Origin of the sequence: Burkholderia sp. MSMB2157WGS, assembly GCF_001532755.1 — a bacterium.
Classification (GTDB): domain Bacteria; phylum Pseudomonadota; class Gammaproteobacteria; order Burkholderiales; family Burkholderiaceae; genus Burkholderia.
In genome coordinates, this window is record NZ_LPJG01000017.1 from 137,953 (window position 1) to 161,979 (window position 24,027).

The following is a 24,027-nucleotide window of genomic DNA, read 5'->3' on the forward strand; positions in this document are numbered from 1 at the left end:
TTCAGGGCCGCGCGGGCGGCGCGGCGGTTGGGCATCGGCGAGATTGTACGTGGTCGGCGTGCGCGGCGACGCCCGGCCGGCGCGTGTGCGAAGCGGCCGACGCGACTACAATGCCGGGCTTGAACGCAACGGGAGGGCGACGCGATGAGCCGCAATGAACTGGACGAACGGATCGAGACCTACTACGTGCGGGTGCGCGGCGTCGTGCAGGGCGTCGGCTTTCGTCATGCGACGGTGCGCGAGGCGCATGCGCTGAAGCTGCGCGGCTGGGTCGCGAATCTCGAGGACGGCACCGTCGAGGCGATGATCCAGGGGCCGGGCGCGCAGATCGACCGGATGCTCGCATGGCTGCGTCACGGGCCGCCCGCCGCGCGCGTGACCGAGGTGACCTTCGAGGAACGCCAGACCGAGCGGCGCTTCGAGCGCTTTCAGCAGCAGTAAGCGGCACGGATCATGACGGGGTATCCGGAAGCCGGGCGCGGCCTCATGCTGTCGGTGATGGCGTCGACGCTGTTCGCGCTGATGTCGGCTTACGCGAAACTGCTCGCGCCGCTCACGGGGCTCGACATCTTCGCGTGGCGCGTCGTGTGGACCGCGCCGGGCGCGCTTGCGCTGATCGCGCTGCGCGGCCGCTGGCCGGCGCTCGCCGAGCTTGCGCGGCGCGGTGCGCGCGACTGGCGCCTGCTGATCGCGCTGCCGGCGAGCGCGGCGTTGCTCGGCGTGCAGCTGTGGCTGTTCCTGTGGGCGCCGCTGCACGGGCGCATGCTCGAAGTGTCGCTCGGCTATTTCCTGCTGCCGCTGACGATGGTGCTCGTCGGCCGCTTCTACTATCGCGAACGGCTCGACCCGCTGCAATGGGCGGCGGTCGCGTGCGCGGCGCTCGGCGTCGCGCACGAGGTGTGGGCGACGCGCGCGTTCGCATGGCCGACGCTGGTCGTCGCGCTCGGCTATCCGCCGTATTTCGTGCTGCGCCGGCGCATCAACGCCGATTCGCTGGCCGCCTTCGCGATCGAGATCGTGCTGCTGTGCCCGATCGCGTTGGCGATGGTCGCGACGAGCACGACGCGTGTCGCCGGCCATCCGACGCTGTGGGCCGCGTTGCTGCCGGGGCTCGGCATTCTCAGCACGCTCGCGCTCGCGAGCTATCTGAAGGCGAGCCGGATGCTGCCGATGGCGCTGTTCGGCATTCTCGGCTACGTCGAGCCCGTGCTGCTCGTCGTGGTGTCGCTGCTGCTGCTCGGCGAGACGCTCAGCGTCGCGCAGCTCGCGACGTACGGACCGATCTGGGTCGCCGTCGCGCTGACCGCTTGGCACAGCGCGATGCTGATGCGGCGCCTGCCCGCGCGCGGATAAGCGCGTCGTCACGATGCGCCGGCCGTGCGGAACGTGGCGCGCATCGCGTGCATCGTCGACCGCCGAGTCGTGCTCGTTGCTCCGCCGAATCCCTCGATACTGACCGCCGACTGGCGCCGCGCTGACGCGAATCTGGCGACGCTGCCTGCTTCGCCGCGCAACACGCGCGCTTGTAATCGAAGAGAAGATTCGGTTGCACTTTGTTACTTAGGGTCTCCCCTGATCGGTCATTAAACTGATCTGACCGACTTCCCTTCGTATGCGGCTTTTCAATGAACGGTCATCTCCGTGCCGGGCCGGCCGGGTTGGCGCGATGCGAGCATACGCGTATCGCCGCCGATCGCGCTCGCCTGCTTTTTTCCGATCCCTTCTCCGGTGCGCGTCGCACCGCCGCCGCACAGGTGCGCTCATGTCGTTGAGGCCGTTGCATTCCGCCACGGTGCCGTCGTCGCGCAGCGGCCGCCTCATCGAAGTCGATTTCTTCCGCGGGCTCGTGTTGTTGATGATCGTCGTCGATCACATCGGCGCGAGCGTGCTGTCGCGCGTGACGCTGCACGCGTTCGCGCTGTGCGATGCGGCCGAGGTGTTCGTGTTCCTCGGCGGCTTCGCGACCGCGAGCGCATACGGCGCGATTGCAGAGCGGCACGGCGCGCGCGCCGCGCAACGGCGTTTCGTGCGGCGCGCGATGCAGATCTACCGCGCGTTTCTCGCGACGTCGACGCTGATGCTCGTCGTGTCGGCCGTGCTCGACCACTACGGCATCGAGGCGCCGAACCTCGCGCTCGACGACGTCAGCGTGATGCTCGCGTCGCCGCTCACGGGCGCAGCCGAGCTGCTGACGTTCCAGCGCCAGCCGTATCTCGCGTCGGTGCTGCCGATGTACGTGCTGTTCGCGCTGGCGTCGCCGGTGCTGGTGCCGTTCGCGCGGCGCCATCCGTGGCTGCTCGTCGCGATCAGCGCCGCGTCGTGGCTCGCGGCGGGCTGGCTCGGCCCGGAGCTGCTCGACACCGACGGCTTTCGCTGGAGCTTCAACCCGTTCGCGTGGCAACTGATGTTCGTCGCCGGCGTGCTCGCGCGCTGCCAGCCGTTCTACCGGCGCATCGCGCTCGGCCGCTGGGGCGCCGCGGCAACCGGGCTCGCGTGCGCGATCGTGCTCGGCTGTGCGAGCTACAAGCTGTTCTCGGGGCTGCCGGTGCCCGAAGGCGTGCTCAAGCGCGATCTCGCGCTGCCGCGCGTCGTGAGCTTCGCGGCCGTCGCGTGGCTGATGGCCGATTGCGTGCGCTTCGGCTGGATCGCGCGGATCGCGCAGGGCGTGCGGCCCGTCGTGGCGGTCGGCCAGCGCGGGCTGATCTGCTTCGTCGCGGGTGCGGCGATCTCGCTCGTGATCGACTCGCTGCTGCACCCGGTCGTGCGCGGCGCCGATCTGCGGCATGTCGGCGTGGGCCTCGTGGCCGACGCGTGCGCGCTCGGGCTGATGATGGCGGTGGCCGGTTCGGGAACGTGGATCGCGCGATGGCGCGGCGCGGCGGCGTAGGCGCGCGTGAGGGGGCATGCGGCGCGGCAGGCGCCGCGCGGCGTCAGTGAGGTGAGCCGATACGGGAGCGGGGCGGGGCGGTTGCGTCGTCGGCTTCGGCGTCGTCGCGTTCGTCCTGCGCCGGGTCGTCGCGCTCCGCGAGGACCGCGTCGGCTTCGGCCGCGGCCCGGGCGGCGCGCATCGCGGTGCAGCGCTGCGCGTGCCGGATGTCCGACAGGATCCTCAAAAGCCGCGTCGTCTTGCTTTTCATCGTGCTCTCCCACCCGTGCGCATCTCGCGAAGCGGATGCATTGCCTGCAACCAGTGTAGGACGCGTTCGCGCACCTGGCGGGAGAATGTGGCGTGCAAGCCGCACGCCGAGGGATAGTACTTACTGCGCGGCGGCGACCTGCGTCTGCAGCGCTTCCTCGCGGCGCTCTTCCGCGCAGCGCTGATGTTGGCGCGACAGGCGGTTCATCAGCGGCAGCAGCAGCAGCGCGAGCAGCATGCCGATCGCGGCGAGCCAGCCGAGCTTCTCGAACAGCGACAGGTAGAGCGGCAGCGATTCGGTGGCCGGCAGTTCGTGCGACGGCATCTGCGCGAAGTTCGCGACGACGCTGCCCAGATACTGCGACACGCCCGTCGCGACGAAATACGCGCCCATCATGAAGCCGCTCATGCGCGCCGGCACGTAGCGGGCGATCATCGCGAGGCCGAGGCCGCTCACCAGCAGCTCGCCGAGCGAGTACAGGCCGTAGCCCCACACCATGAACCACGACGACACGCGGCCGTCGACGGCGTAGCGGCCGCTGATCGTGAACACCAGGTAGCCCGCGGCCACCGCGCCGAAACCGAGCGCGTACTTCGCGGCGACCGGCAGGTCGCGGCCGCCCTTTGCGACGGCGTTGTAGACCCACACGAGCACCGGGCTCAGCAGCATGATCCAGATCGGGTTCAGCGCCTGGAACTGCGCGGCGCTCCACGTGAACAGCGTCGTGCCGAACAGCATGAAGCGCGGATCGACGTTGCGCAGCGCGAACAGCGTCAGCGACGTCGACATCTGCACGTAGAAGATGAAGAACAGGATCACCTGGCCGATCAGCACGAGCGCCGCGATCAGGCCCGCGCGTTCCGAGCGCTCCGACTTCGCGATCATGTACGCGAAGATCGCGAGGATCGCGAACGCGGCCGTCCACACGCTGGCGACCGCGAGCTGCTTGTGCTGCAGCACGTACAGCGTGATCAGCGCGAGCGCGACGCCGCCGGCCGCGACCGCGCCGAGGCGCTTCCAGCGGATCGGTTCGTCGTCCGGCTGCGAGCCGACGTGCGCGAGCGTACGGTGCATCAGCATGAAGTTGAGGATCGCGAGCAGCATGCCGCCGCAGCAGACCGCGAACGCGGTGTGCCAGCCCCAGTGATCCTTGATCCACGGCGTCGCGAGCATCGATACCGTCGAGCCGATGTTGACCGCCATGTAATAGATCGTGAACGCGCTGTCGATGCGCGCGTCGTCGCCTTCGTAGATGCGGCGCACGAGGTTTGCCGCGTTGGCCTTGAACAGGCCGTTGCCGACGACGATCACGCCGAGCGACGCGTACATGTACGTCAGGCGATCGTTCGGCACCGCGAGCATCAGGTAGCCGGCGCACAGCACGCACGCGCCGATGATCATCGTGCGGCGCGCGCCGAGCACCTTGTCGCCGATCCAGCCGCCGATGGACGGCGCGGCGTAGACGAGTGCGGTGAAGGCACCCCAGGTCAGGTTCGCGTGGCTGTCGGTGAAGCCGAGGCGGTCGACCATGAAGAGGACCAGGAGCGCGGCCATGCCGTAGTAGCCGAAGCGCTCCCACATTTCGATGAGGAAGACCGTCGTAAACGATCGGGTCTGTGAAACAGGTGCGTGCATCATCAATCTCGTTTGAAACGGACGGCGCGGATCGCGCGTCGCCTTGAGGGTCGAACTGGCGCCGGAGCACTGGGGCCGGGTAGGCTTGCGTCGGCGATGGAGCAGTCGGGCGGTTGGCCCGGGCCGGGGTCGGACTCCGCCCGGGAAGGCGGAGCGCGGCCCCGACCGGCGCGCGAATGGTAACGTTTGCCGGTCCGGTGCGTCAGGTCCGCGCCACTTAGGGAAACTCCCGATGTGGCAGCAGCTTTCAGGAACATTTGTCTCATCATCTACTTGTAAGCTTGGCGCGCGTTCTCCGCAGATTCCCGGAGAGCCGCTTGCAGCTTGCCTGTGAAGCCGGCGAGTCTGGCAAGATAGCGCGTCGTTTCGCTCGCTTCGGGCCCTGTTTAGTGCACCGGGCTCAACGCCGAAGGCGTGTGCGAACCCGAAGATTAAGCCATCTCGTATTAACTTAGTTACTTTCCATCAAACATTTTTTGACGACCACTTTTCGGCCTGCTATGGTTCCCCCCACTGAAAACTCGCGATCGGCAGACGCTGTCGCACTCGGCAGCAAGATTCGCGCGTTGCGCCAACGTCTGAAGCGCACGCTCGACGACACCGCTACCGCCGCGGGGATTTCGAAGCCGTTTCTGTCTCAAGTCGAGCGCGGGCTCGCGTCGCCGTCGCTGACGTCGCTGGCCGGTATCGCGCATGCGCTCGGTGTGACGGTGCAGTACTTCGTGGATACGCCGAGCGAGGAACGCTCGGTTTGCCGAGGCGATCAGTTGCGCTTCTTCGGGTTTGCCGATTCGGCGAACCTGTTCGCGAGGCTGACGAACGTGTCCGAAGGGCGCCAGCTGGAGGCGATCCTCGTGAGGATGCCGCCGGGGCAGAAACGGTCGGAGGTGACGACACATGCAGGAGAGGAGTTCCTGTACGTGATCGAAGGGGAAGTGTCGCTGACGCTGGAAGGCAAGACGTTCGTCCTGCAGGCCGGCGACAGTTCGCACTATCAGTCGACGGTCCCGCACAGCTGGGTCAACACCGCGAAGATCGAGTCGGTGGTGGTCTGGGTCGGTACGCCGCGACTGTTCTAACGCACGGGTATTCCTTCGTTTCTTCGACGGGATGCCCGTCGAAAGAAATGTAAGGAATACTAACATGCAATACGAGAACCACGGGCCTCCTCGATCGCTGTCCCCGTCAGCGTCTCACGCGTAAGCCGCGGCATCCGCCGCGCGACGCCCACCGAACCACCTTCTCAAGACTGCCACGATGAAATCCTTGCATGCCATGTCGGCCGTGCTGGCCGCGCTCGCCCTGACGACGCCCGTCGCCCACGCCGTAACCGTTCCGTCGAACGTCGCGCTCGCCGCGCAACAGGACCTGACGCGTCAGGTGCCGGCCGAAGTCGAATCGCTCGACCCGGCGCACATCGAATCGTGGACCGGCAACACGATCGGCCTCGACCTGTTCGAAGGGCTTGCGCGCATCGACGCGGCCGGCCAGGTCGTGCCGGGCGTCGCGCTGTCGTGGGAACGCAAGACGCCGCAGACGTGGATCTTCAAGCTTCGCCACGACGCGAAGTGGAGCAACGGCCAGCCGGTGACGGCCGCCGATTTCGTCTATTCGTGGCAGCGCCTCGTCGATCCGAAGACGGGCTCGAAATACACGATCCTCGTCGAGTTCATCAAGAACTCGAAGGACATCATCGCCGGCAAGGCCGCGCCGTCGACGCTCGGCGTGCGCGCGGTCGATCCGTACACGCTCGAGGTGACGACCGACGTGCCGGTCGCGTTCTTCCCCGAACTGACCGCGATGGCGCCGCTCGCGCCGGTGAACAAGGACGTGGTCGCGAAATTCGGCGATGCATGGACGCGCCCGGGCAACATCGTCAGCAACGGCGCGTACCAGCTCGTCGACTGGCAGCCGAACAACCGCATCGTGGCGACGAAGGACGCGAAGTACTGGAACGCGTCGAAGGTCGTGATCAACAAGGTCACGTACCTGCCGATCGAAAGCGACGAAACCGCGATGCGCATGTACCAGGCCGGCCAGATCGACTACAGCTACTCGATTCCGTCGGGCATCTTCCAGCAGGTGAGCAAGCAGTTCGGCAGCGAACTGCGCCCGGGCCTGCAACTCGCGACCTACTACTACTACCTGAACAACAGCGACGCGGCGCTGAAGGACAAGCGCGTACGCCAGGCGCTGTCGATGGTGATCGATCGCGACGTGCTGACGTCGAAGCTCACGCAGGCCGGCGAGAAGCCGATGTACGGGCTGATGCCGAACGGCACGAAGGGCGTGCAGCCGTTCACGCCGGAATGGGCGTCGTGGCCGATGGCCAAGCGCATCGCGACCGCGAAGGACCTGCTGAAGCAGGCCGGCTATTCGGACGCGAAGCCGCTGTCGTTCACGCTCACGTACAACACCAACGACCTGCACAAGAAGGTCGCACTGTTCACCGCATCGGAATGGCGCACGAAGCTCGGCGTCACCACGAAGCTCGAGAACGTCGAGTTCAAGGTGCTGATGAAGCAGCGGCATGACGGCAAGGTACAGATCGCGCGCGACGGCTGGTTCGCCGACTACAACGATGCGATGACCTTCTTCGACCTGATCCGCTGCGGCAGCTCGCAGAACACCGTCGGCTATTGCAACAAGCAGATGGACGCGCTCGTCGACGAAGGCAACCAGAAGCTCGACGACAAGGCGCGCGCCGCGCTGCTCACGCAGGCGCACGACATGGCGATGAACGACACGCCGATGGTGCCGCTGTTCCAGTATTCGGCCGACCGTCTCGTGAAGCCCTACGTGGGCGGCTATTCGCTGAAGAACGTGATCGACATGCGTGCTTCGCAGGACATGTACCTGATCAAGCACTGAGCGGAGCGATCATGCTGGCCTACGCATTGAGGCGCACGTTGTGGGCGGTGCCGACGATCCTCGCGGTCATCACCGTCTGCTACCTGCTGCTGCATTTCACGCCCGGCGGCCCGTTCGATACGGAGAAGCAGCTGTCCGCCGCGACGCTCGCGAACCTGAACGCGAAGTACCATCTCGACGAGCCGCTGTGGAAGCAGTACCTGCTGTATCTCGGCTCGCTGATGCACGGCGATCTCGGCCCGTCGTTCCGCTACGTCGACTGGTCGGTGAACGATCTCGTGAAGAAGGCGCTGCCCGTGAGCCTCGGCGTGGGCGGCGTGTCGATCCCGATCTCGATCGTGCTCGGCGTGCTGCTCGGCACCGTCGCGGCCGTGCGCCGCGACAGCGTGATCGATCGCTTCGTGATGCTGATCGGCAACTTCGGCAACGTCGTGCCGCCGTTCGTGCTCGGCCCGGTGCTGGTGTGGATCTTCGCGATCCTGCTGAAGACGTCGGCCGGCAACGGCTGGCTGCCGGCAGGCGGCTGGGGCGACGGCGGCTGGCGGTACCGGCTGCTGCCGATCGTGCTGCTCACCTTCATCAACGTGTCGCTGCTCGCGCGCGTGATGCGCGGCTCGATGATCGAGACGCTGTCGAGCAACTACATCCGCACCGCGCGCGCGAAGGGCCTGCCGGGCTCGACGATCGTGCTGCGCCACGCGCTCAAGCCTGCGCTGATGCCGGTCGTGTCGCTGTTCGGCACGGTCTGCATCACGTCGATCACGGCGGCCGTCGTCACCGAATCGGTGTTCGCGCTGCCGGGTCTCGGGCAACTCGTCGTGAACGGCGCCATCAACCGCGACTACACGCTGGTGCTCGGCCTCGTCGTGCTGACGACCGTTTTCGCGGTGCTGTTCAACCTGCTGGTCGACCTCGCGTACGCGTGGCTCGATCCGCGCATCCGTTATTGAGCGAGGCACAGCGATGACCCCGACCACTCCCGTCGTCGGCCTGCCCGTGCAGACCGATTCGCCGCCGCGTTCGCGCTCGCCGCTCGAGCTGGCGTTCGCGCGCTTCCTTCACAACCGCGCGGCCGTGTTCAGCCTCGTGCTGCTCGCGTTGATCACGCTCGCCTGTTTCGCCGGCCCGTGGCTGCTCGCAGCCGATCCCGCCGCGAGCGACTGGGCCTCGATCAGCCTGCCGCCCACCTGGACGAACCAGCACTGGTTCGGCACCGACGAGCTCGGCCGCGACCTGCTCGTGCGCACGCTGATCGGCGGCCGCGTATCGATCGAGGTCGGCTTGCTCGGCACGCTCGTGTCGGGCCTGTTCGGCGTCGCATGGGGCGCGACCGCGGGCTTCGCGGGCGGCCGCGTCGACTCCGTGATGATGCGCATCGTCGACATGATGTACGCGATCCCGTACCTGCTGATCGCGATCCTGATGATGACCCTGTTCGGCCGCTCGTTCATGCTGGTCGTGCTGACCATCAGCGCGTTCTCGTGGATCGACATGGCGCGTGTCGTGCGCGGCCAGACGCTGTCGCTGCGCAACCGCGAGTTCGTCGATGCGGCGCGCGCGATCGGCGTGTCGCCGGCGTCGATCGTGCTGCGTCACGTCGTGCCGAACCTGCTCGGCGTGGTCGTCGTGTACGCGACGGTCTCGGTGCCCAATATCGTGCTGACCGAATCGGTGCTGTCGTTCCTCGGCCTCGGCGTGCAGGAGCCGATGACGAGCTGGGGCGTGCTGATCCAGGACGGCGCGCAGAAACTGGAATCGATGCCGTGGCTGCTGCTGGCCCCGGCCGTCATGCTGTGCGTGACGCTCTACTGCGTGAACTTCGTCGGCGACGGCCTGCGTGACGCGCTCGACCCGAAGGATCGCTGAAATGGCTGTACTGCTGGAAGTTGAAAACCTCGGCGTGCGCTTCACGCGCAAGGACGCGCCGCCGATCGACGCCGTGAACGGCGTGTCGTTCTCGCTCGAAGCCGGCAAGACGCTCGGCATCGTCGGCGAATCGGGCTCGGGCAAGAGCCAGACCGTGATGGCGCTGCTCGGCCTCCTGGCCGGCAACGGCACGACGACCGGCGCCGCGCGCTACCGCGGCGAGAACCTGCTCGACATGAATACGCGCGCGCTGAACGCGGTGCGCGGCGACCGGATCGCGATGATCTTCCAGGATCCGATGACGTCGCTCAACCCGTTCCTGACGATCGAGCGGCAGATGACGGAGACGCTGCAGCTGCATCGCAAGCTGTCGCGCAAGGCCGCGATCAAGCGCGCGATCGAGGCGCTCGAATCGGTGCGCATTCCCGATGCGGCGCGCCGCATCCGCATGTATCCGCACGAGTTCTCGGGCGGCATGCGCCAGCGCGTGATGATCGCGATGGCGCTCTTGTCCGAGCCGGAAATCCTGATCGCGGACGAACCGACCACCGCGCTCGACGTGACCGTGCAGGCGCAGATCATCGACCTGCTGCGCGAGTTGAACCGCGAGCGCGGTACCGCGATCGTGCTGATCACGCACGACATGGGCGTGGTCGCCGGCCTCGCCGACGACGTGATGGTCATGTACGCGGGCCGCACCGTCGAATACGCGCCGGCCGAATCGATCTTCGCGGCGCCGTCGCATCCGTACACGATCGGGCTGCTCAACGCGCTGCCGCGGCTGACCGACGCGGACGATGCGCCGCTCGTCGCGATTCCCGGCAACCCGCCGATGCCCGGCGCCGCGCCGGCCGGCTGTGCGTTCGCGAAGCGCTGCACGTATGCGGAAGAACGCTGCGCCGCCGCACGTCCGGCGCTCGAAACCTATGGCGCCGCGGGCGCGGTGCGCGCGTGCCACCGCCCGGTGGCCGATCTGACGGGAGGTCTGCGATGAGCGTCGATGAACGTCGCCAAGCCGGCGCGACGGACGACACGTTGCTGTCCGTCGAGAATCTGAAGGTGCATTTTCGCGTGCCGCTCGGCGGCTATCCGTGGTCGCCGAAGGGCACGCTGCGCGCGGTCGACGGCGTGTCGTTCGACGTCAGGCGTGGCGAGACGGTCGGGCTCGTCGGCGAATCGGGCTGCGGGAAATCGACGCTCGCGCGCGCGTTGATCGGCCTCGTGCCGATGACGGCCGGCACCGTGAAATGGCGCGGCCAGGCCGTCGCGTCCGATCACCTGCGCGGCACCGCGATGAGGCGCGAAGTGCAGATGATCTTCCAGGATCCGCTCGCGTCGCTCGACCCGCGCATGACGATCGAGCAGGTCGTCGCGGAGCCGCTCGTCACGCATCAGCCCGGCCTCGGCCGTACCGAAGTGCGCCGCCGCGTGATCGCGATGCTCGAACGCGTCGGCCTGAACGCGCATCACCTGCTGCGTTATCCGCATGAATTTTCCGGCGGGCAGTGCCAGCGCGTCGGCATTGCGCGCGCGCTGATCGGCGAGCCGCAGCTCGTGATCTGCGACGAGCCCGTCTCGGCGCTCGACGTGTCGATCCAGGCGCAGATCGTGAACCTGCTGCGCGATCTGCAACGCGAACTGTCGTTGTCCTATCTGTTCGTCGCGCACGACCTGGCGGTGGTGAAGGCCATCAGCCAGCGCGTGCTCGTGATGTATCTCGGCCGCGTGATGGAGTTCGGCACGCGGCATGACGTGTACGGCGTGCCGCAACACCCGTACACGAAGGCGCTGCTCGATGCGGCGCCGACGCCGGAGCCGGCGCGCGAGCGTGCTCGCCGTCCGATGCTGCTGGCGGGCGAGATGCCCTCGCCGCTCAACCCGCCGTCCGGCTGCGCGTTCCGCACGCGCTGCCCGGTCGCGATCGACGCGTGCGCGCAGGACGTGCCGCTGCCGGAAGTGCGGCAGGGGTCGGCGGCGCGCGTCGCGTGCATCCGTGCGGGCGCGGCGTGATGTGAAGTGACGCAGCAAACATAACCAAGGCAGGTCAACAGGGGTAGGTGCGGCGCGAACGATCTTCGCGCCGCGGGTACAGGCGCGCCCTTAGCCGGGCTCGCCGGGGGGCCGGGAGCGGATCGCAACCGGTGTGGACGATATCAACACAAGACGAGAATTATTACGATGAAAAAGCAGAAGACGATCGCGACGGCATCGAAGATGCTGCTCGCATGGGGACTGCCGGCGCTCGCCGGCGTCTCGCTGACGGGCGTCGCGCACGCCGACGACGCGGCGAGCGCGCCGCTGACGGTCGCGCAGGCCGCGCCGGCTTCAGGTACCGGCGCAACCGTTGCGCAGGCAACGACTCCGAACGCCATTGTCAACGCCGAGGCGACCCAGGCCGTCACGCCGCCCGACGAGCCGTCGGCGCAGTCGAAATCGAACGGCTTCATCGCCGACAGCCATCTCGACTTCCTGTTCCGCAACTATGCGGACGTGCTCGACGCCAAGGGCGGGCCGCATCGCCATGCGTGGGTCCAGGGCGCGATGGCGAACTTCGAGTCGGGCTATACGACCGGCCTGATCGGGATCGGCTTCGACGCGTCGCTGTATGCGGCGCTGAAGCTCGACGGCGGTCAGGGCGCCGGCAGCATGGTGCACATCGCGAAGGGCGGCGGCGGCGGCAACCAGCTCGCGTGGGCCTACCCGGGCATCTACGACGTCAAGGCGCGCATTTCGAACACGGTGGTCAAGTACGGTTTGCAGGCCGTCGACAACCCGTTCATGGAGCAGCACGACAACCGTGCGCTGCCGCCGACGTTCCTCGGCGCGACGCTCGTCAGCAATGAATTCAAGAACGTGATGCTCGAGGCCGGCAGCTTCACGAAGACCGACGCGCGCGGCCATACGACGCTCACCAACCTGACGACGCAATACGGCGGCACGCGCATCAATCGCCTGACCTATGTCGGCGGCACGTGGGACTACTCGCCGAACGGCGAAGTCGCGCTGTACGCGAACCAGGCCGACGACGTGTGGCACCAGTACTACGCGTCGGTGAAGCACAGCATCGGCAGCCCGCAGACGATCAAGTGGACCGGCTTCGGCAACGTCTACTCGACGCACGACACGGGCGATGCGCTGCAAGGCAAGATCAACAACAACGCGTACAGCCTGTCGCTGGCGGCCCAGCATGGCCCGCACGAACTGCTGCTCGGCTTCCAGCAAGTGCTCGGCGACCAGTTCTTCGACTACCTGAACGAAACGAACGGCATCTTCCTGACCAACTCGATGGACGTCGACTACAACGCCCCGCACGAGAAATCGCTGCAGCTGCGTTACACGTTCTACGGCAAGGAAGCGGGCCTGCCGGGCTTCAAGGCGATGGTGTGGGGCGTGACGGGCTGGGGGGCGGACGGCAGCGCGGGCGCGGCGAACGACCCGAGCAAGTCGAGCATCTACTGGAGCAACGGCGCGCCGGTGCAGGGCCGTCACCACGAGTTCGGCTTCATCCCGTCGTACACGTTCCAGAGCGGCAAGCTGAAGAACACGAAGGTCACGTTCATCGCGATGTGGCACAACGGCTCGGCGCACTACTCGGACGCGTCGAACACCGAGTACCGTCTGGTCGTGAACCTGCCGCTGCACGCGTTCTGATGGAAGGGGGCGCAAGGCCCCCTGTCTCGCACGGCCGGCCCGCGATCGACGCGATCAGGCCGGCTTGTGCCATCCCGCGACGGAATCGTTCGCGGCGGGCACCTCTTCCACGAGCGACGTGAGCTGGCGGCCCGTATCGCGCCATGCGTCGAGGCCGCCGCGCAGCGCGAGTGCGTCGGTGAAGCCTGCATCGAGCAGGCGCTTCGCCATCAGCGCGGCCGTCACTTCGTTCGGGCACGAGCAATACACGACGAACTTCTGCGTGAGCGGGTAGCGCGCGACGATGTCGCCGATCTGGCGCTCGTCGGCGAACTGCGCGCCGGGAATCGCGAACGGGTCGAGCTTGCGGTGCTCGGGCGAGCGGACGTCGAGCACCACCGGGGCGGCGGTGTCGCGCAGCAGCACGTCGAGCTCGTCGACGCCGATCCGCGCGTTCGCGAGCTGGCGGATCAGCGCGCGGCGGCGCATCCAGCGCACGGCCGCATAGATGGCGAGCAGCGCGACGATGACGAGCAGCGCCGCGCGGCCGAGACGGCTCGCGCCGGCGAACAGCCAGTCGATCTGCCGGTAGAACACGAGGCCGGCGATCAGCCCGACGATCGTCCACAGCGCGGCGCCGAGCGCGTCGTAGCCGGCGAACGTGCGATAGCGCGTGCCGAGCGCACCGGCCATCGGCACCGACACCAGCGACAATCCGGGAATGAAGCGCGCGACCGCGAGCACGCGCACGCCGTAGCGGCCGAAGAAGCGTTCGGTCTTTTTCACGCAAGTATCGCGCGACAGCGACAGCCGACAGATCGTCTTCAGCGTCGTGCCGCCGTAACGCCGCCCGGCGACGTACCAGACCGTGTCGCCGATCAGCGCGCCGAGCACCGACAGCACCACGACCGTCACGAGCTGCGAGCCGATCATCGCCGGATGCATCGCCGACATCGCGCCGAACAGCACGAGCGTCGGCATCGCGGGCACCGGCAGGCCGATGGCCGCCGCGAGCACGTTGGCGAACACGAGAAGCGGCCCGTACTGGGCGACGAGGTCACGTAGGAGCATGACGGCTGGCCGAAAAGGAAACGCGTGGGCGGGAAATGCAGATGGGCCGATTATCGGCCTTTTTCAACGCAGCGGCGGGAATGATGCAAAGCGCCTGACGGCGGCAGGGGGATGCGGGTGAGCCGACGCATTGCGCGCGGCTCACCGTTCGGAATCAGGAGGGCGTGCGGGCGAGCGATGCGGCGCCGTGGTTTTCGCCGGGCAGCTCGGCGCCGTGCGAGCGGATCGCCGCGATCAGTTCGGCCGGGGTGATCTCGTAGCGGACTTCGCGGTGGATGCCGGGCTTGCGTTCGTCGATCTCGATCAGCAGCACGCTCTTGCCGTCGCCGGTCGCTTCGAGCCGGAGCGAGCGCAGTTCGCGGCCGTCGGCCGCGTCGTGTTCGGTGAGCAGGGTCATTGCCCCGGATGAGCCGGTAGTGCGCATCGAACCTATCCTCGTGTCGTGGATGCCTTGGCGGCAAAGATGTCTTTGTTGAATACGGCTTGATGCAGTTTAACGCGAACGGGCCGCAACACGGAGCATTTTCGTGGGGGTGAAATGAGGGCTGAACCACCGATCCTTCTGATGTTTGAGCCGCGCCGGGCGGGCGTCTGCGCTGGATCGGGCACCGGCGGGAACCGGTGCCCGAGCGGCATTCGCGGCCACGCCGACGCGGGCGGCGACACGCGCCGCGCGTCGCCGCGGTGGCGTCAGAAGCGGTCGGCGAGCCCCATCGCCGGGTCGCTGACCGAGTGCCGGCCGGTTTCCACGCGGCCGGCCACGCGGCGCGAGAAGCTCGCGTCGCTGTCGGCGGTGACGATGAAGTCGTACCAGTAGCCGGTCGAGTCGAGCTTCCAGTGCAGTTCGGACTGGTCGCCGGCGCGCACCGTGACGGTCCACGTGGTGCCGGCGCCATGGCCGTTGCCCCGACCCGAGCCGTGACCGTTTTCGTTGTCGCGGCCATGACCGTGGTCGTCGTTTCCGCCGTGTCCTGGCAGCGGCCCGTAGACCTGGTTCGACTTCACCGTGAAGCGTACCGTGCCGCCGCCGTCGTTGCGCAGCCGCAGGTGGAGGTTGCCGCTCGCGCCCGCATAGCCGACGCGTACTTCCGGTTGCGGCGCGCGCGCGCCGGCCAGGCGACTCAGGTCGCCGGTGAAGCGGCGGTGATAGCCGTTCGGGCCGAGCACCCACAGGTCATATTTACCGCCATCGTCGGTGCGCGCGGCCCAGTCGCCGCGCAGCGTCTTGCCGGGCTCGACGACGTAGCGCCGCGGCAGCCGGTCGAGGTGCAGCTTGTCATAGACGTGAAACACGGCGGCGGCGCGGCCGGTGTTCGCGAACTTCAGCGTGACCGTGCCGGCGCCGGCATCGGTGCGCGCGCTCGCGTGCAGTTCGTACGGCAACGCGCGCGACGGACGCACGCCGGTCGCCTGTGCGGGCAGCGCGGGCGTCGCGGGCGGCACGATCTTCGGCGCGGTTTGCTGCGCGGCGCTCAGTGCGTCGACTTGGCTTTTCGTCGTCCGGCCCGCGAGCGTCGGCAGCGGCTCGTTGTTCGGCGTGCGGAAATTGAACGCGCTCGTCAGGTCGCCGCACACCGCGCGGCGGTACGCACCGATCTGCGGCTCCGCGACGCCGAAGCGCGTCTCGAGGAAGCGCAGCGTCGACGTATGGTCGAACACCTGCGAGTTGACCCAGCCGCCGCGGCTCCACGGCGACACGATCCACATCGGCACGCGCGGGCCCGGGCCGTACGGACGGCCGTCGATTGCCGGCTGGCTCGACGTCGCCGGCGTGAAGTCGTGGTATTCGACCGCGACGTCGGCGGCCGACAGCGTATGGCCGCCCGCGAGCGTGCCGTCGGCGTTGCGCGACGGCACGGCCGGCGACGGCATGTGATCGAAGAAGCCGTCGTTCTCGTCGTAGTTGACCAGCAGCACGGTCTTGCTCCAGACCTCCGGGTTCGCCGTCAGCGCGTCGAGCACGGTCTGCACGTACCAGCCGCCCTGCGCGGGGCTCGACGGCCCCGGGTGCTCGCTGTACGCGGACGGCGGGATGATCCACGACACTTCCGGCAGCTTGCCGCTGCGGATGTCGTCGCGGAACGTTTCGAGAAAGCCGTACGGCATCGTGTTGCCGAAGCCCTTCGCGAGCGGGCTCAGCGGATCGTCGATCGCGGGGTCGTAGAACGCGCCGGCCGCCGTGACCGGCTGCGTGATATCGGTCGACGCGACGTACGCGGGCCGGCGCGCGGCCGGCATCTGCTCGATCGCCGCACGCCAGTGGCGGAAGCTCATCATCTCGTTGCAGCCGAAATTGTCGATCAGGCTCTGGTAGACCTTCCAGCTCACGCCCGCCCGTTGCAGCCGGTCGGCATAGGTCGTCCAGGTCCAGCCCTGGCTCGACGGGCCGATGTCGTTGCCGCCGTTGAACTGGTTGTTCAGCGCGGCGATCTTCACGCGGCTGCCGTCGGCCGGGCTGATGCCGTTCGGGCCGTTGGTGCCGCTCCAGTAGAACAGGCGGTTCGCGATCGTGCCCGTGTGCATCCCGCAGTGATAGTGGTCGCACAGCGTGAACGCATCGGCGAGCGCGCGCTGGAACGGCACTTCGGCCGCGTCGTAATAGCCCATCGACAGCGGCGTCTTCGCGTCGGGCCAGCGGTTCATCCGGCCGTGATCCCACGCGGCCTGCGCGTCGGCCCACGTGTGCGGCGTGCCGCCCGCGCGCTGCGCGTTGCCCTGGCGCGCGTCGAGGTGATACGGCGTCACGGTCGCGGCGGGCGCCGCCTTCGTGTACGTCTGATAGAACACGTCGCGGCCGTTCGGCGACGGCACCGCGAAGCGGTCGCCATAGCCGCGCACGCCCTTGAACGTGCCGAAGTAGCTGTCGAACGCGCGGTTCTCCATCATCAGCAGCACGACGTGCTTGACGTCCTGGATGGTCCCCGTTTCGTGGAAGGCGGGAATGGCGAGCGCGCGGCGAATGCTCGGCGGAAACGCGGACAGCGCGGCGGCGGCGAGGCCGGAGCCGGCGGTCTGCTGAAGGAATTTGCGGCGTGACGTCATGGCGTTCGGATCCTGTGAGGGTGGGAGCGTTCGTGAGTTCGTCCGGCGGTGCCCGCGCGGCGTCCCGCCCCGGGACGATCCGCGATGCGTGCGTGCCTGGGGTATCGGCCGTGCGTCGCGGCGCGTATCGCGCCCGACGCGCGACGTCGCGCGGATGCCGCGGCCTCGCCGTCGCGATCCTGCGCTCCGCGCGCGCGTGATGCGCGTGATGCGCGGGGCAGTATCGGCACACACCGGCCCGACGCACGCCAGGCTGGGGCGGCGCCCAGTCTAGGGGCGCGACATGACGTCGACGTGATGAAGAAATGACATCGCGTGTCGCGTGCGTGACGTTGCGTGCGCAACGATTCGTTCACGCGCGAATGCGAGATCGAAAACGGTAAGAAATTACCGGTCGTCGCCGGTGCGACCGGTCAGAATTTTCCGGATTTCGCGGGGATGGCATGCACTCGCTTCGTTGCGGATACAACCTGACGCGCGACGGCGTGGCGCCCATGTTTCAAATGCGTGAAATCGGCTAAGCTCGATGCGTTGCTGCGCACGTGCGCAGTCCGCGCGTTCGGCGCGACTTTTCGGAACCGGCCCACCCATGACCGATATCAGGATCCGGCACAGCGAGACGCACGACGTCGACGCGATCCGGCAGATCGCCGCGCATCCCGCGGTGTACACGAATACGTTGCAGCAGCCATTTCCGTCGCTCGAAAAATGGCGGAAGCGGCTCGACGACGTGCGCGAGCACGGCGTGAGCCTCGTTGCCGAAATCGACGGCACGGTGGTCGGCCATCTCGGCCTGCATCCCGAGCCGAATCCGCGCCGGCGCCACGCGGCGGCGCTCGGCATGATGGTCGACGCGGCCCATCACGGGCGCGGCATCGGCGGCCGGCTGCTCGCGGCCGCGATCGATCTCGCGGAGAACTGGCTGAACATCACGCGTCTCGAACTGACCGTGTTTACCGACAACCGTGCGGCGATCGCACTCTACGAGCAACACGGTTTCCGCATCGAGGGCGAATCGCCGGATTACGCGTTGCGCGACGGCGTGCATGCGTCCGTGTATCACATGGCTCGCATCAGGACGCGGCAATGAAGGGCCGGCCGTCGCGGACGTGACGGCACGCGGGCACGACGCCGCACGTCATATTCAATCGAGAATTCGTTGGTTTTCCTTCGGCTGTACCCGTCGTATCGTCGAACGATTTGCCGGTCGCCGCGGCCGGCTTCGTTTTTCCGTATCGATGCATGCGCGGCGCTGCAGGTCGGGCGGCTTCATCGCCATCGCATCGCGGCCCTCGTTGTGCGCGCGGCATCCCCCTGAAACCGTCCTTTTCAACGGAACCCGCTTCGATGAAAACCGTTCTTCGCAATCTCACCGCCGCCTGTCTGTTCGCTGCCGCCAGTGCCGCGCTTGCCGCTGCCGCGCCCGCCGGCGCTCCGGTGGCGAACGCGTCGCCCGACGGCGCGCATCTGCCGCCCGGCATCGCGTGGCAACACGGCGACGTCGATGCCGCGTTCGCGCTCGCGAAGCGCGAGGGCAAGCCGCTGCTGCTGTACTGGGGCGCGGTATGGTGTCCGTCGTGCAACCAGGTGAAGTCGACGATCTTCAGCCAGCAGGCATTCAAGACGCGTTCATCGTTCTTCGTGCCCGTGTATCTCGACGGCGACACCGAAAGCGCGCAGAAGCTCGGCGAGCGTTTCAAGGTGCACGGCTATCCGACGATGATCCTGTTCCGCCCCGACGGCACCGAAGTGACGCGGTTGCCGGGCGAAGCCGATCTCGACCGCTACATGCAGGCGCTGTCGCTCGGGATGACGGCCGCGCATCCGGTGCGGCAGACGCTTGCGACGGCGCTGAAGAACGGCGCGTCGTTGACGCCGGACGAATGGCGCCTGCTGGCCGACTATTCATGGGATACCGACGGCGCGTTGCCGGTGCCGGCCGATCGCGTCGCCGAGACGCTGCAGTCGCTCGCGCAACGCGCCCGGGCGGCCGGTGCGAAAGCCGAATCGGCGCGCTTCGCGCTGAAGTCGGCGGTGGTCGCCGCGTCGGACGACCCGGCGCAGGCCGGTGCGCTCGACAAGGCCGCGCTTGCCGATTCGCTGCGCACGGTGCTGCGCGATCCGGCGCTGTCGCGGGCCGATTCGGACGTGCTGGTCGCGGCGCCCGCGCGCGTGGTCGCGTATCTCGGCGGCGACGATGCGCAGCGCACGAAGTTGCGCGGCGCGTACGACGCGGCGCTGGCGCGCCTGTCGACCGACGGCACGCTGTCGTCGATCGACAGGCTGATGGCGCTGCACGGCCGCGTGCTGCTCGCGCGCGGCGACGCGCGCAAGGGCGCACCGCCCGCCGCACCGGCGCTGGCCGACACCGCGCGCAAACAGATCGCCGCATCGGTGCAGCGCGCGGCGAACGCGTACGAGCGGCAGGCGCTCGTCAGCGAAGGCGCGGACACGCTGACCGACGCTGGGCTGTACGACGAATCGGATGCGTTGCTGAAGGCCGAGTTGCCGCGTTCGTCCACGCCGTACTACTTCATGTCGGGGCTGGCCGCGAACGCGAAGGCGCGCGGCGACAAGGCGGCCGCGCTCGACTGGTATCGCAAGGCGTACGACGCGGCGAGCGGGCCGGCGACGAAGCTGCGCTGGGGCGCGACCTACTTTGCGAATGCGGTCGAACTGGCGCCGGACGATTCGGCGCGCATCGAAGGGATTGCAGCGAGTGTGCTCGCGCAGGCCGACAAGACCCGGGACGCGTTCTACGGCGCGAACCTGCGCGCGCTGACCAAGGTCGTCACGCAACTGAACCGCTGGCGCGGCAGCGGCGCGCACGATGCGTCGGTCAGGTCGGTCGTGAAGCAGTTCGACGGCGTGTGCGGCAAGTTGCCGGCGGGCGATCCCCAGGCGGCGGCGTGCGCGAAGCTGATCCAGCCCGTGAAGGCGTAACGGCGCGCGGAGGGATCGCCGGGCGGGCCGACGATTACCGGCCCGACTCCGACGACGCGCCGCGATCGCTTCCGTATCCGGCGTCGTGCTGACGGGCGATCTTCGCTTCGGCGGAGACGATGCTGGCCGGATAGAACCAGTCGCTCGACTGGAAGCCGGCCTGCTTGAGCGCCTTGACTTCGGCGTGGACCTGCGCGCGCGTGAGCGGCTGGTTCGACTGGGCGTGCGCGGCGAACGGGGCCGACACGGCCAGGACGACGGCAATGGCTGGGATCAGGCGCTTCATGATGGGGACCTCCACGATTTCCGGGGAATCGCGGCGCTTCGTTCGTCGAAGCGCCGCGAGACGTTGAAACCAGTGTAGGCCGGGGCGGGCGCCTGAAAAATGCGATCGCGCCCAACGCAGTGTTTTGCTGCGGGTAACAATGCGTGGGGGCAGGCGAGCGATGGCCCGGACGACTGCCGGCGTGTCGATTTGGCGTAGGGAAATGAAAATCGGACCGGATGCGCTTGCCGGAATCCGTTCCGGTGCGCATGCGGTCCGATCCTGAAAGCGAGACGGCGGCGCACGAAACGCCGCCTTGATGCCGAGACTTACACGAGCCCCGTCGCGTAGTACACGGCGATCACGAAGAACACCGCGAGCGTCTTGATGACGGTGACCGCGAAGATGTCGCGATACGACTCGCGGTGCGTGAGGCCCGTGACGGCGAGCAGCGTGATGACCGCGCCGTTGTGCGGCAGCGTGTCCATGCCGCCACTCGCCATCGCGACGACCCGGTGCAGCACGTCCATCGGGATGTTGGCCGCCTGCGCGCCCTTGATGAACAGGTCCGACATCGCGGCGAGCGCGATGCTCATGCCGCCCGACGCGGAGCCCGTGATGCCCGCGAGCGAGCTGACCGACACGGCTGCGTTGACGAGCGGGTTCGGGATGCTCTTCAGCGCATCGCTGACGACGAGGAAGCCCGGCAGCGCGGCGATCACGCCGCCGAAGCCGTATTCCGACGCGGTGTTCATCGCGGCGAGCAGCGCGCCGGCGACGGCGGCCTTCGAGCCGGCCGCGAAGCGACCGCTGACGCGCTTGAATGCGGTCAGCAAGACCAGCACGATCCCGAGCAGCAGCGCGGCCTCGACCGACCAGATCGCGACGACCGTCTTGATCGACGTCGTGACCGGCGCGTGCACGCCCGGCAGCACTTCCGGCGCGACCGTGTACGATGCGGCGCCGTACCACTGCGGGATCAGCTTCGTGAACGCGAAGTTCGACACGCCGACGAGGATCAGCGGCAGGATCGCCAGCGCGGGATGCGGCAGCGCCGTTGCCTCGACGCGCTCCGGCTCGTTGACGAGCGACGTGCCGTAGCCTTCGCCCTTCGCCATCGCCGAACGGCGACGCCATTCGAGATACGCGAGGCCGACGACGATGATGAACAGCGAGCCGATCGTGCCGAGCGCGGGCGCGGCCCAGGCAGTCGTCTTGAAGAACGTGGTCGGGATGATGTTCTGGATCTGCGGCGTGCCGGGCAGCGAATCCATCGTGAACGAGAACGCGCCGAGTGCAATCGCGCCGGGCATCAGCCGTTTCGGGATGTTGCTCTGACGATAGAGTTCGGCCGCGAACGGATAGACCGCGAACACCACGACGAACAGCGATACGCCGCCATAGGTGAGCAGCGCGCACACCGCGACGATCACCGCATTCGCGCGCGAGCGGCCGATGTAGCGGATCGCCGCGTGGACGATCGACTCGGAGAACCCGGACAGTTCGATCACCTTGCCGAATACGGCGCCGAGCATGAAGACCGGGAAATACAGTTTGACGAAGCCGACCATCTTCTCCATGAAGATGCCGGAGAAGACCGGTGCGACGGCGGCGGGGTCGGTCAGCAGCACCGCACCGAGCGCGGCGATCGGCGCGAACAGGATCACGCTGTAGCCGCGATACGCGGCAAACATCAGGAACGCCAGCGCGGCGAGGACGATCACGAAAGACAAGGGAGTCTCCTAATGGCTTTGGTTGTTGTTCGATCGCGCGGTGCGCCGCGGACCGGCTCAGGTTCGTGCAGGTTTCGTGCCATCGGCCGGATTGCGCCGCCGGACATGGGTCCGCCGGCGGCCGGCGGGCCCGCGCCGGCGTAGGTCTGACGATTCTACATAAAACGTCTCCATCCGGAGACGTTTTGGCCATCCGGTCGACCGTCGACATCGTGCAGGGCTTTCCCGGACAACGCGTTGCGGCGTGTCTCCGGAATGAGATAATCCGTCTCGTTCCGGAGACGTCCGGCCGACGATAAACGGAGACGAAGACACGATGATGAACGACTGGGCCCGCCTGCCCGTCAACTACGGCGACGTGCTGCGGCGCGCTGCCGAGTCGCTGTTCCGGACCTTCGAGGATTCGAGCGCGGGCACGGTGGTCGTCGATCGCGACGCGCGCGTCGTGTGGATGAACGAGCGTTACGCGGCGCGCTTCGGTTTCGCCGATCCGCAGCAGGCCGTCGGCCTCGATTGCGAGGCCGTGATTCCGAACAGCCTGATGCGCGAGGTCGTGTCGACCGGGCAGCCGATCCTGCTCGACATCATGGAGACGGGCCGCGAGCCACTCGTCGTCACGCGCCTGCCGTTGAAGAACGAGGCCGGCGAGACGGTCGGCGCGATCGGCTTCGCGCTGTTCGACCAGTTGAAGACGCTCACGCCGATTTTTTCCCGCTACGCGCAGCTTCAGCAGCAACTGATCGCGACGCAGCGCTCGCTCGCCCAGGCGCGCCGCGCGAAATACACGTTCGCGAGCTTCGTCGGCACGAGTGCCGCGAGCCTCGAGACCAAGCGCCAGGCGCGCCGCGCCGCGCAGGTCGACTCGCCGGTGCTGCTGCTCGGCGAGACGGGCACCGGCAAGGAGCTGCTCGCCCACGCGATACACGCGGCATCGGCGCGTGCGCTCCAGCCGCTCGTGACCGTCAACGTCGCCGCGATTCCCGACACGCTGCTCGAAACCGAATTCTTCGGCGCGGCGCCCGGCGCGTACACCGGCGCCGATCGCAAGGGGCGCGTCGGAAAATTCGAGCTGGCCGATCGCGGCACGCTGTTTCTCGACGAGATCGGCGACATGCCGCTGCCGTTGCAGGGCAAGCTGCTGCGCGTGCTGCAGGACAAGGAGTTCGAGCCGGTCGGCTCGAACCGGATCGTGCGCGCGGACGTGCGCATCATTGCCGCCACGTCGGCCGACCTGCCGGCGCTCGTGGCAGCCGGGCGGTTTCGCGCGGATCTCTATTACCGGCTGAACGTGCTGACGATCCATGCGCCGCCGTTGCGCGAGCGCGCATCGGACATCGCCGCGCTCGTCTACGCGACGCTCGAGGAACTGGCGGCTCAGCACGGGCGCGCCGCGCACTGCGAGCTGACCGACGATGCGCTGCGGATGCTGTGCGCGTATCCGTGGCCCGGCAACGTGCGCGAGTTGCGCAATACGCTCGAACGCGCGCTGATGCTGTCGGACCGTTCGGTGATCGATGCGCGTGCGCTCGCGCCGTTTCTCGGGCCGGTGCGCATCTCGCCGGAGGGTGCCGCGCCGGTGCAGCGAGTCGCCGCGGCGCCGGCCGAGCAGCGCGCGGGCGATGCGTCGACGGCATCCGGTGCGCCGGCCGCCTCGTATGCCGATGCGCTGGCGGCGTGGGAGCGCCAGTTTCTGACCGATGCGCTGGCGGCCTGCGACGGGAAAGTGGTCGAAGCGGCCGCGCGTATCGGGATCGGTCGCGCGACGCTGTACAAGAAACTGGCGGCGCTCGGTATCGACCGGTAGGCCGATCGGCGATGCCGATGCGGCTCGACG

Annotated in this window: 20 protein-coding genes; 13 read left to right on the top strand and 7 right to left on the bottom strand. The window is 67.9% G+C overall.

Annotation, left to right across the window (positions count from 1 at the left end; all coding sequences use genetic code 11):
• Positions 1-144 precede the first annotated feature (144 nt).
• The 3 genes from WT53_RS11665 to WT53_RS11675 all read left to right on the top strand — a co-directional run bounded on the left by WT53_RS11665 (position 145) and on the right by WT53_RS11675 (position 2,887).
• Positions 145-441 (top strand): acylphosphatase, encoded by a 297-nt coding sequence (locus WT53_RS11665; RefSeq protein WP_034205906.1) that lies wholly within the window; start codon positions 145-147, stop codon positions 439-441.
• Positions 442-453: 12 nt separating this feature from the next.
• The gene (gene rarD, locus WT53_RS11670; protein ID WP_034205907.1) at positions 454-1,353 is read left to right on the top strand and encodes an EamA family transporter RarD; all 900 of its coding nucleotides are present in this window, start codon (positions 454-456) and stop codon (positions 1,351-1,353) included.
• A 409-nt stretch (positions 1,354-1,762) separates the two neighbouring features.
• Complete coding sequence (locus WT53_RS11675) at positions 1,763-2,887, top strand: OpgC domain-containing protein (RefSeq protein ID WP_059780149.1); 1,125 nt, start codon at positions 1,763-1,765, stop codon at positions 2,885-2,887.
• A gap of 43 nt (positions 2,888-2,930) precedes the next feature.
• Here the strand turns inward: WT53_RS11675 and WT53_RS11680 are convergent, their stop codons facing one another.
• A complete protein-coding gene (locus WT53_RS11680; RefSeq protein WP_034205909.1) occupies positions 2,931-3,137 on the bottom strand; it encodes a hypothetical protein in 207 nt (68 codons plus the stop codon).
• 120 nt (positions 3,138-3,257) lie between these two features.
• Positions 3,258-4,775: a peptide MFS transporter gene (locus WT53_RS11685; RefSeq protein ID WP_034205910.1), complete on the bottom strand. Its 1,518-nt coding sequence runs from the start codon at positions 4,773-4,775 to the stop codon at positions 3,258-3,260.
• 497 nt (positions 4,776-5,272) lie between these two features.
• Between WT53_RS11685 and WT53_RS11690 the strand changes: the two genes are divergently transcribed.
• The 7 genes from WT53_RS11690 (at position 5,273) to WT53_RS11720 (ending at position 13,160) form a co-directional block, all read left to right on the top strand.
• The gene (locus WT53_RS11690; RefSeq protein ID WP_011548888.1) at positions 5,273-5,851 is read left to right on the top strand and encodes a cupin domain-containing protein; all 579 of its coding nucleotides are present in this window, start codon (positions 5,273-5,275) and stop codon (positions 5,849-5,851) included.
• Between the two features lie 178 nt (positions 5,852-6,029).
• Entirely contained in the window at positions 6,030-7,643 is a 1,614-nt protein-coding gene (locus WT53_RS11695) for a peptide ABC transporter substrate-binding protein (RefSeq protein ID WP_034205911.1), read from the top strand.
• Positions 7,644-7,654: 11 nt separating this feature from the next.
• On the top strand, positions 7,655-8,593 hold the full coding sequence (locus tag WT53_RS11700; protein WP_060259906.1) for an ABC transporter permease subunit: 939 nt from the start codon (positions 7,655-7,657) through the stop codon (positions 8,591-8,593).
• 13 nt (positions 8,594-8,606) lie between these two features.
• Positions 8,607-9,509, top strand: coding sequence for an ABC transporter permease (locus WT53_RS11705; protein ID WP_060259909.1), 903 nt, complete (start codon positions 8,607-8,609; stop codon positions 9,507-9,509).
• Between the two features lies 1 nt (position 9,510).
• Positions 9,511-10,503, top strand: coding sequence for an ABC transporter ATP-binding protein (locus tag WT53_RS11710; protein WP_060259911.1), 993 nt, complete (start codon positions 9,511-9,513; stop codon positions 10,501-10,503).
• Positions 10,500-11,519 (top strand): ABC transporter ATP-binding protein, encoded by a 1,020-nt coding sequence (locus tag WT53_RS11715; protein WP_060259914.1) that lies wholly within the window; start codon positions 10,500-10,502, stop codon positions 11,517-11,519. Before WT53_RS11710 ends, WT53_RS11715 begins: the two co-directional genes overlap by 4 nt.
• 168 nt (positions 11,520-11,687) lie before the next feature.
• Positions 11,688-13,160 (top strand): OprD family porin, encoded by a 1,473-nt coding sequence (locus WT53_RS11720; protein WP_059780144.1) that lies wholly within the window; start codon positions 11,688-11,690, stop codon positions 13,158-13,160.
• Between the two features lie 54 nt (positions 13,161-13,214).
• On the opposite strand, the gene WT53_RS11725 is transcribed toward WT53_RS11720, so the two are convergent.
• The 3 genes from WT53_RS11725 to WT53_RS11735 all read right to left on the bottom strand — a co-directional run bounded on the left by WT53_RS11725 (position 13,215) and on the right by WT53_RS11735 (position 17,252).
• Positions 13,215-14,210: a DedA family protein/thiosulfate sulfurtransferase GlpE gene (locus WT53_RS11725; protein WP_059826258.1), complete on the bottom strand. Its 996-nt coding sequence runs from the start codon at positions 14,208-14,210 to the stop codon at positions 13,215-13,217.
• Positions 14,211-14,364: 154 nt separating this feature from the next.
• Positions 14,365-14,634: a hypothetical protein gene (locus tag WT53_RS11730; protein ID WP_006480304.1), complete on the bottom strand. Its 270-nt coding sequence runs from the start codon at positions 14,632-14,634 to the stop codon at positions 14,365-14,367.
• Positions 14,635-14,900: 266 nt separating this feature from the next.
• Positions 14,901-17,252 (bottom strand): phosphocholine-specific phospholipase C, encoded by a 2,352-nt coding sequence (locus WT53_RS11735; protein ID WP_060259917.1) that lies wholly within the window; start codon positions 17,250-17,252, stop codon positions 14,901-14,903.
• A 589-nt stretch (positions 17,253-17,841) separates the two neighbouring features.
• On the opposite strand from WT53_RS11735, the gene WT53_RS11740 reads away from it, so the two are divergent.
• Both WT53_RS11740 and WT53_RS11745 read left to right on the top strand, forming a co-directional pair.
• The gene (locus WT53_RS11740) at positions 17,842-18,342 is read left to right on the top strand and encodes a GNAT family N-acetyltransferase (RefSeq protein WP_034205918.1); all 501 of its coding nucleotides are present in this window, start codon (positions 17,842-17,844) and stop codon (positions 18,340-18,342) included.
• Positions 18,343-18,599: 257 nt separating this feature from the next.
• Positions 18,600-20,195 (top strand): thioredoxin family protein, encoded by a 1,596-nt coding sequence (locus tag WT53_RS11745; RefSeq protein WP_034205919.1) that lies wholly within the window; start codon positions 18,600-18,602, stop codon positions 20,193-20,195.
• Between the two features lie 34 nt (positions 20,196-20,229).
• Here the strand turns inward: WT53_RS11745 and WT53_RS11750 are convergent, their stop codons facing one another.
• On the bottom strand, positions 20,230-20,481 hold the full coding sequence (locus WT53_RS11750) for a DUF4148 domain-containing protein (RefSeq protein WP_034205920.1): 252 nt from the start codon (positions 20,479-20,481) through the stop codon (positions 20,230-20,232).
• 308 nt (positions 20,482-20,789) lie between these two features.
• The gene (locus WT53_RS11755) at positions 20,790-22,193 is read right to left on the bottom strand and encodes a GntP family permease (RefSeq protein ID WP_034205921.1); all 1,404 of its coding nucleotides are present in this window, start codon (positions 22,191-22,193) and stop codon (positions 20,790-20,792) included.
• A gap of 316 nt (positions 22,194-22,509) precedes the next feature.
• Here WT53_RS11755 and WT53_RS11760 point away from each other — a divergent pair, with 316 nt between their 5' ends.
• The gene (locus tag WT53_RS11760; RefSeq protein ID WP_034205922.1) at positions 22,510-23,997 is read left to right on the top strand and encodes a sigma-54-dependent Fis family transcriptional regulator; all 1,488 of its coding nucleotides are present in this window, start codon (positions 22,510-22,512) and stop codon (positions 23,995-23,997) included.
• Positions 23,998-24,027: the final 30 nt, after the last annotated feature.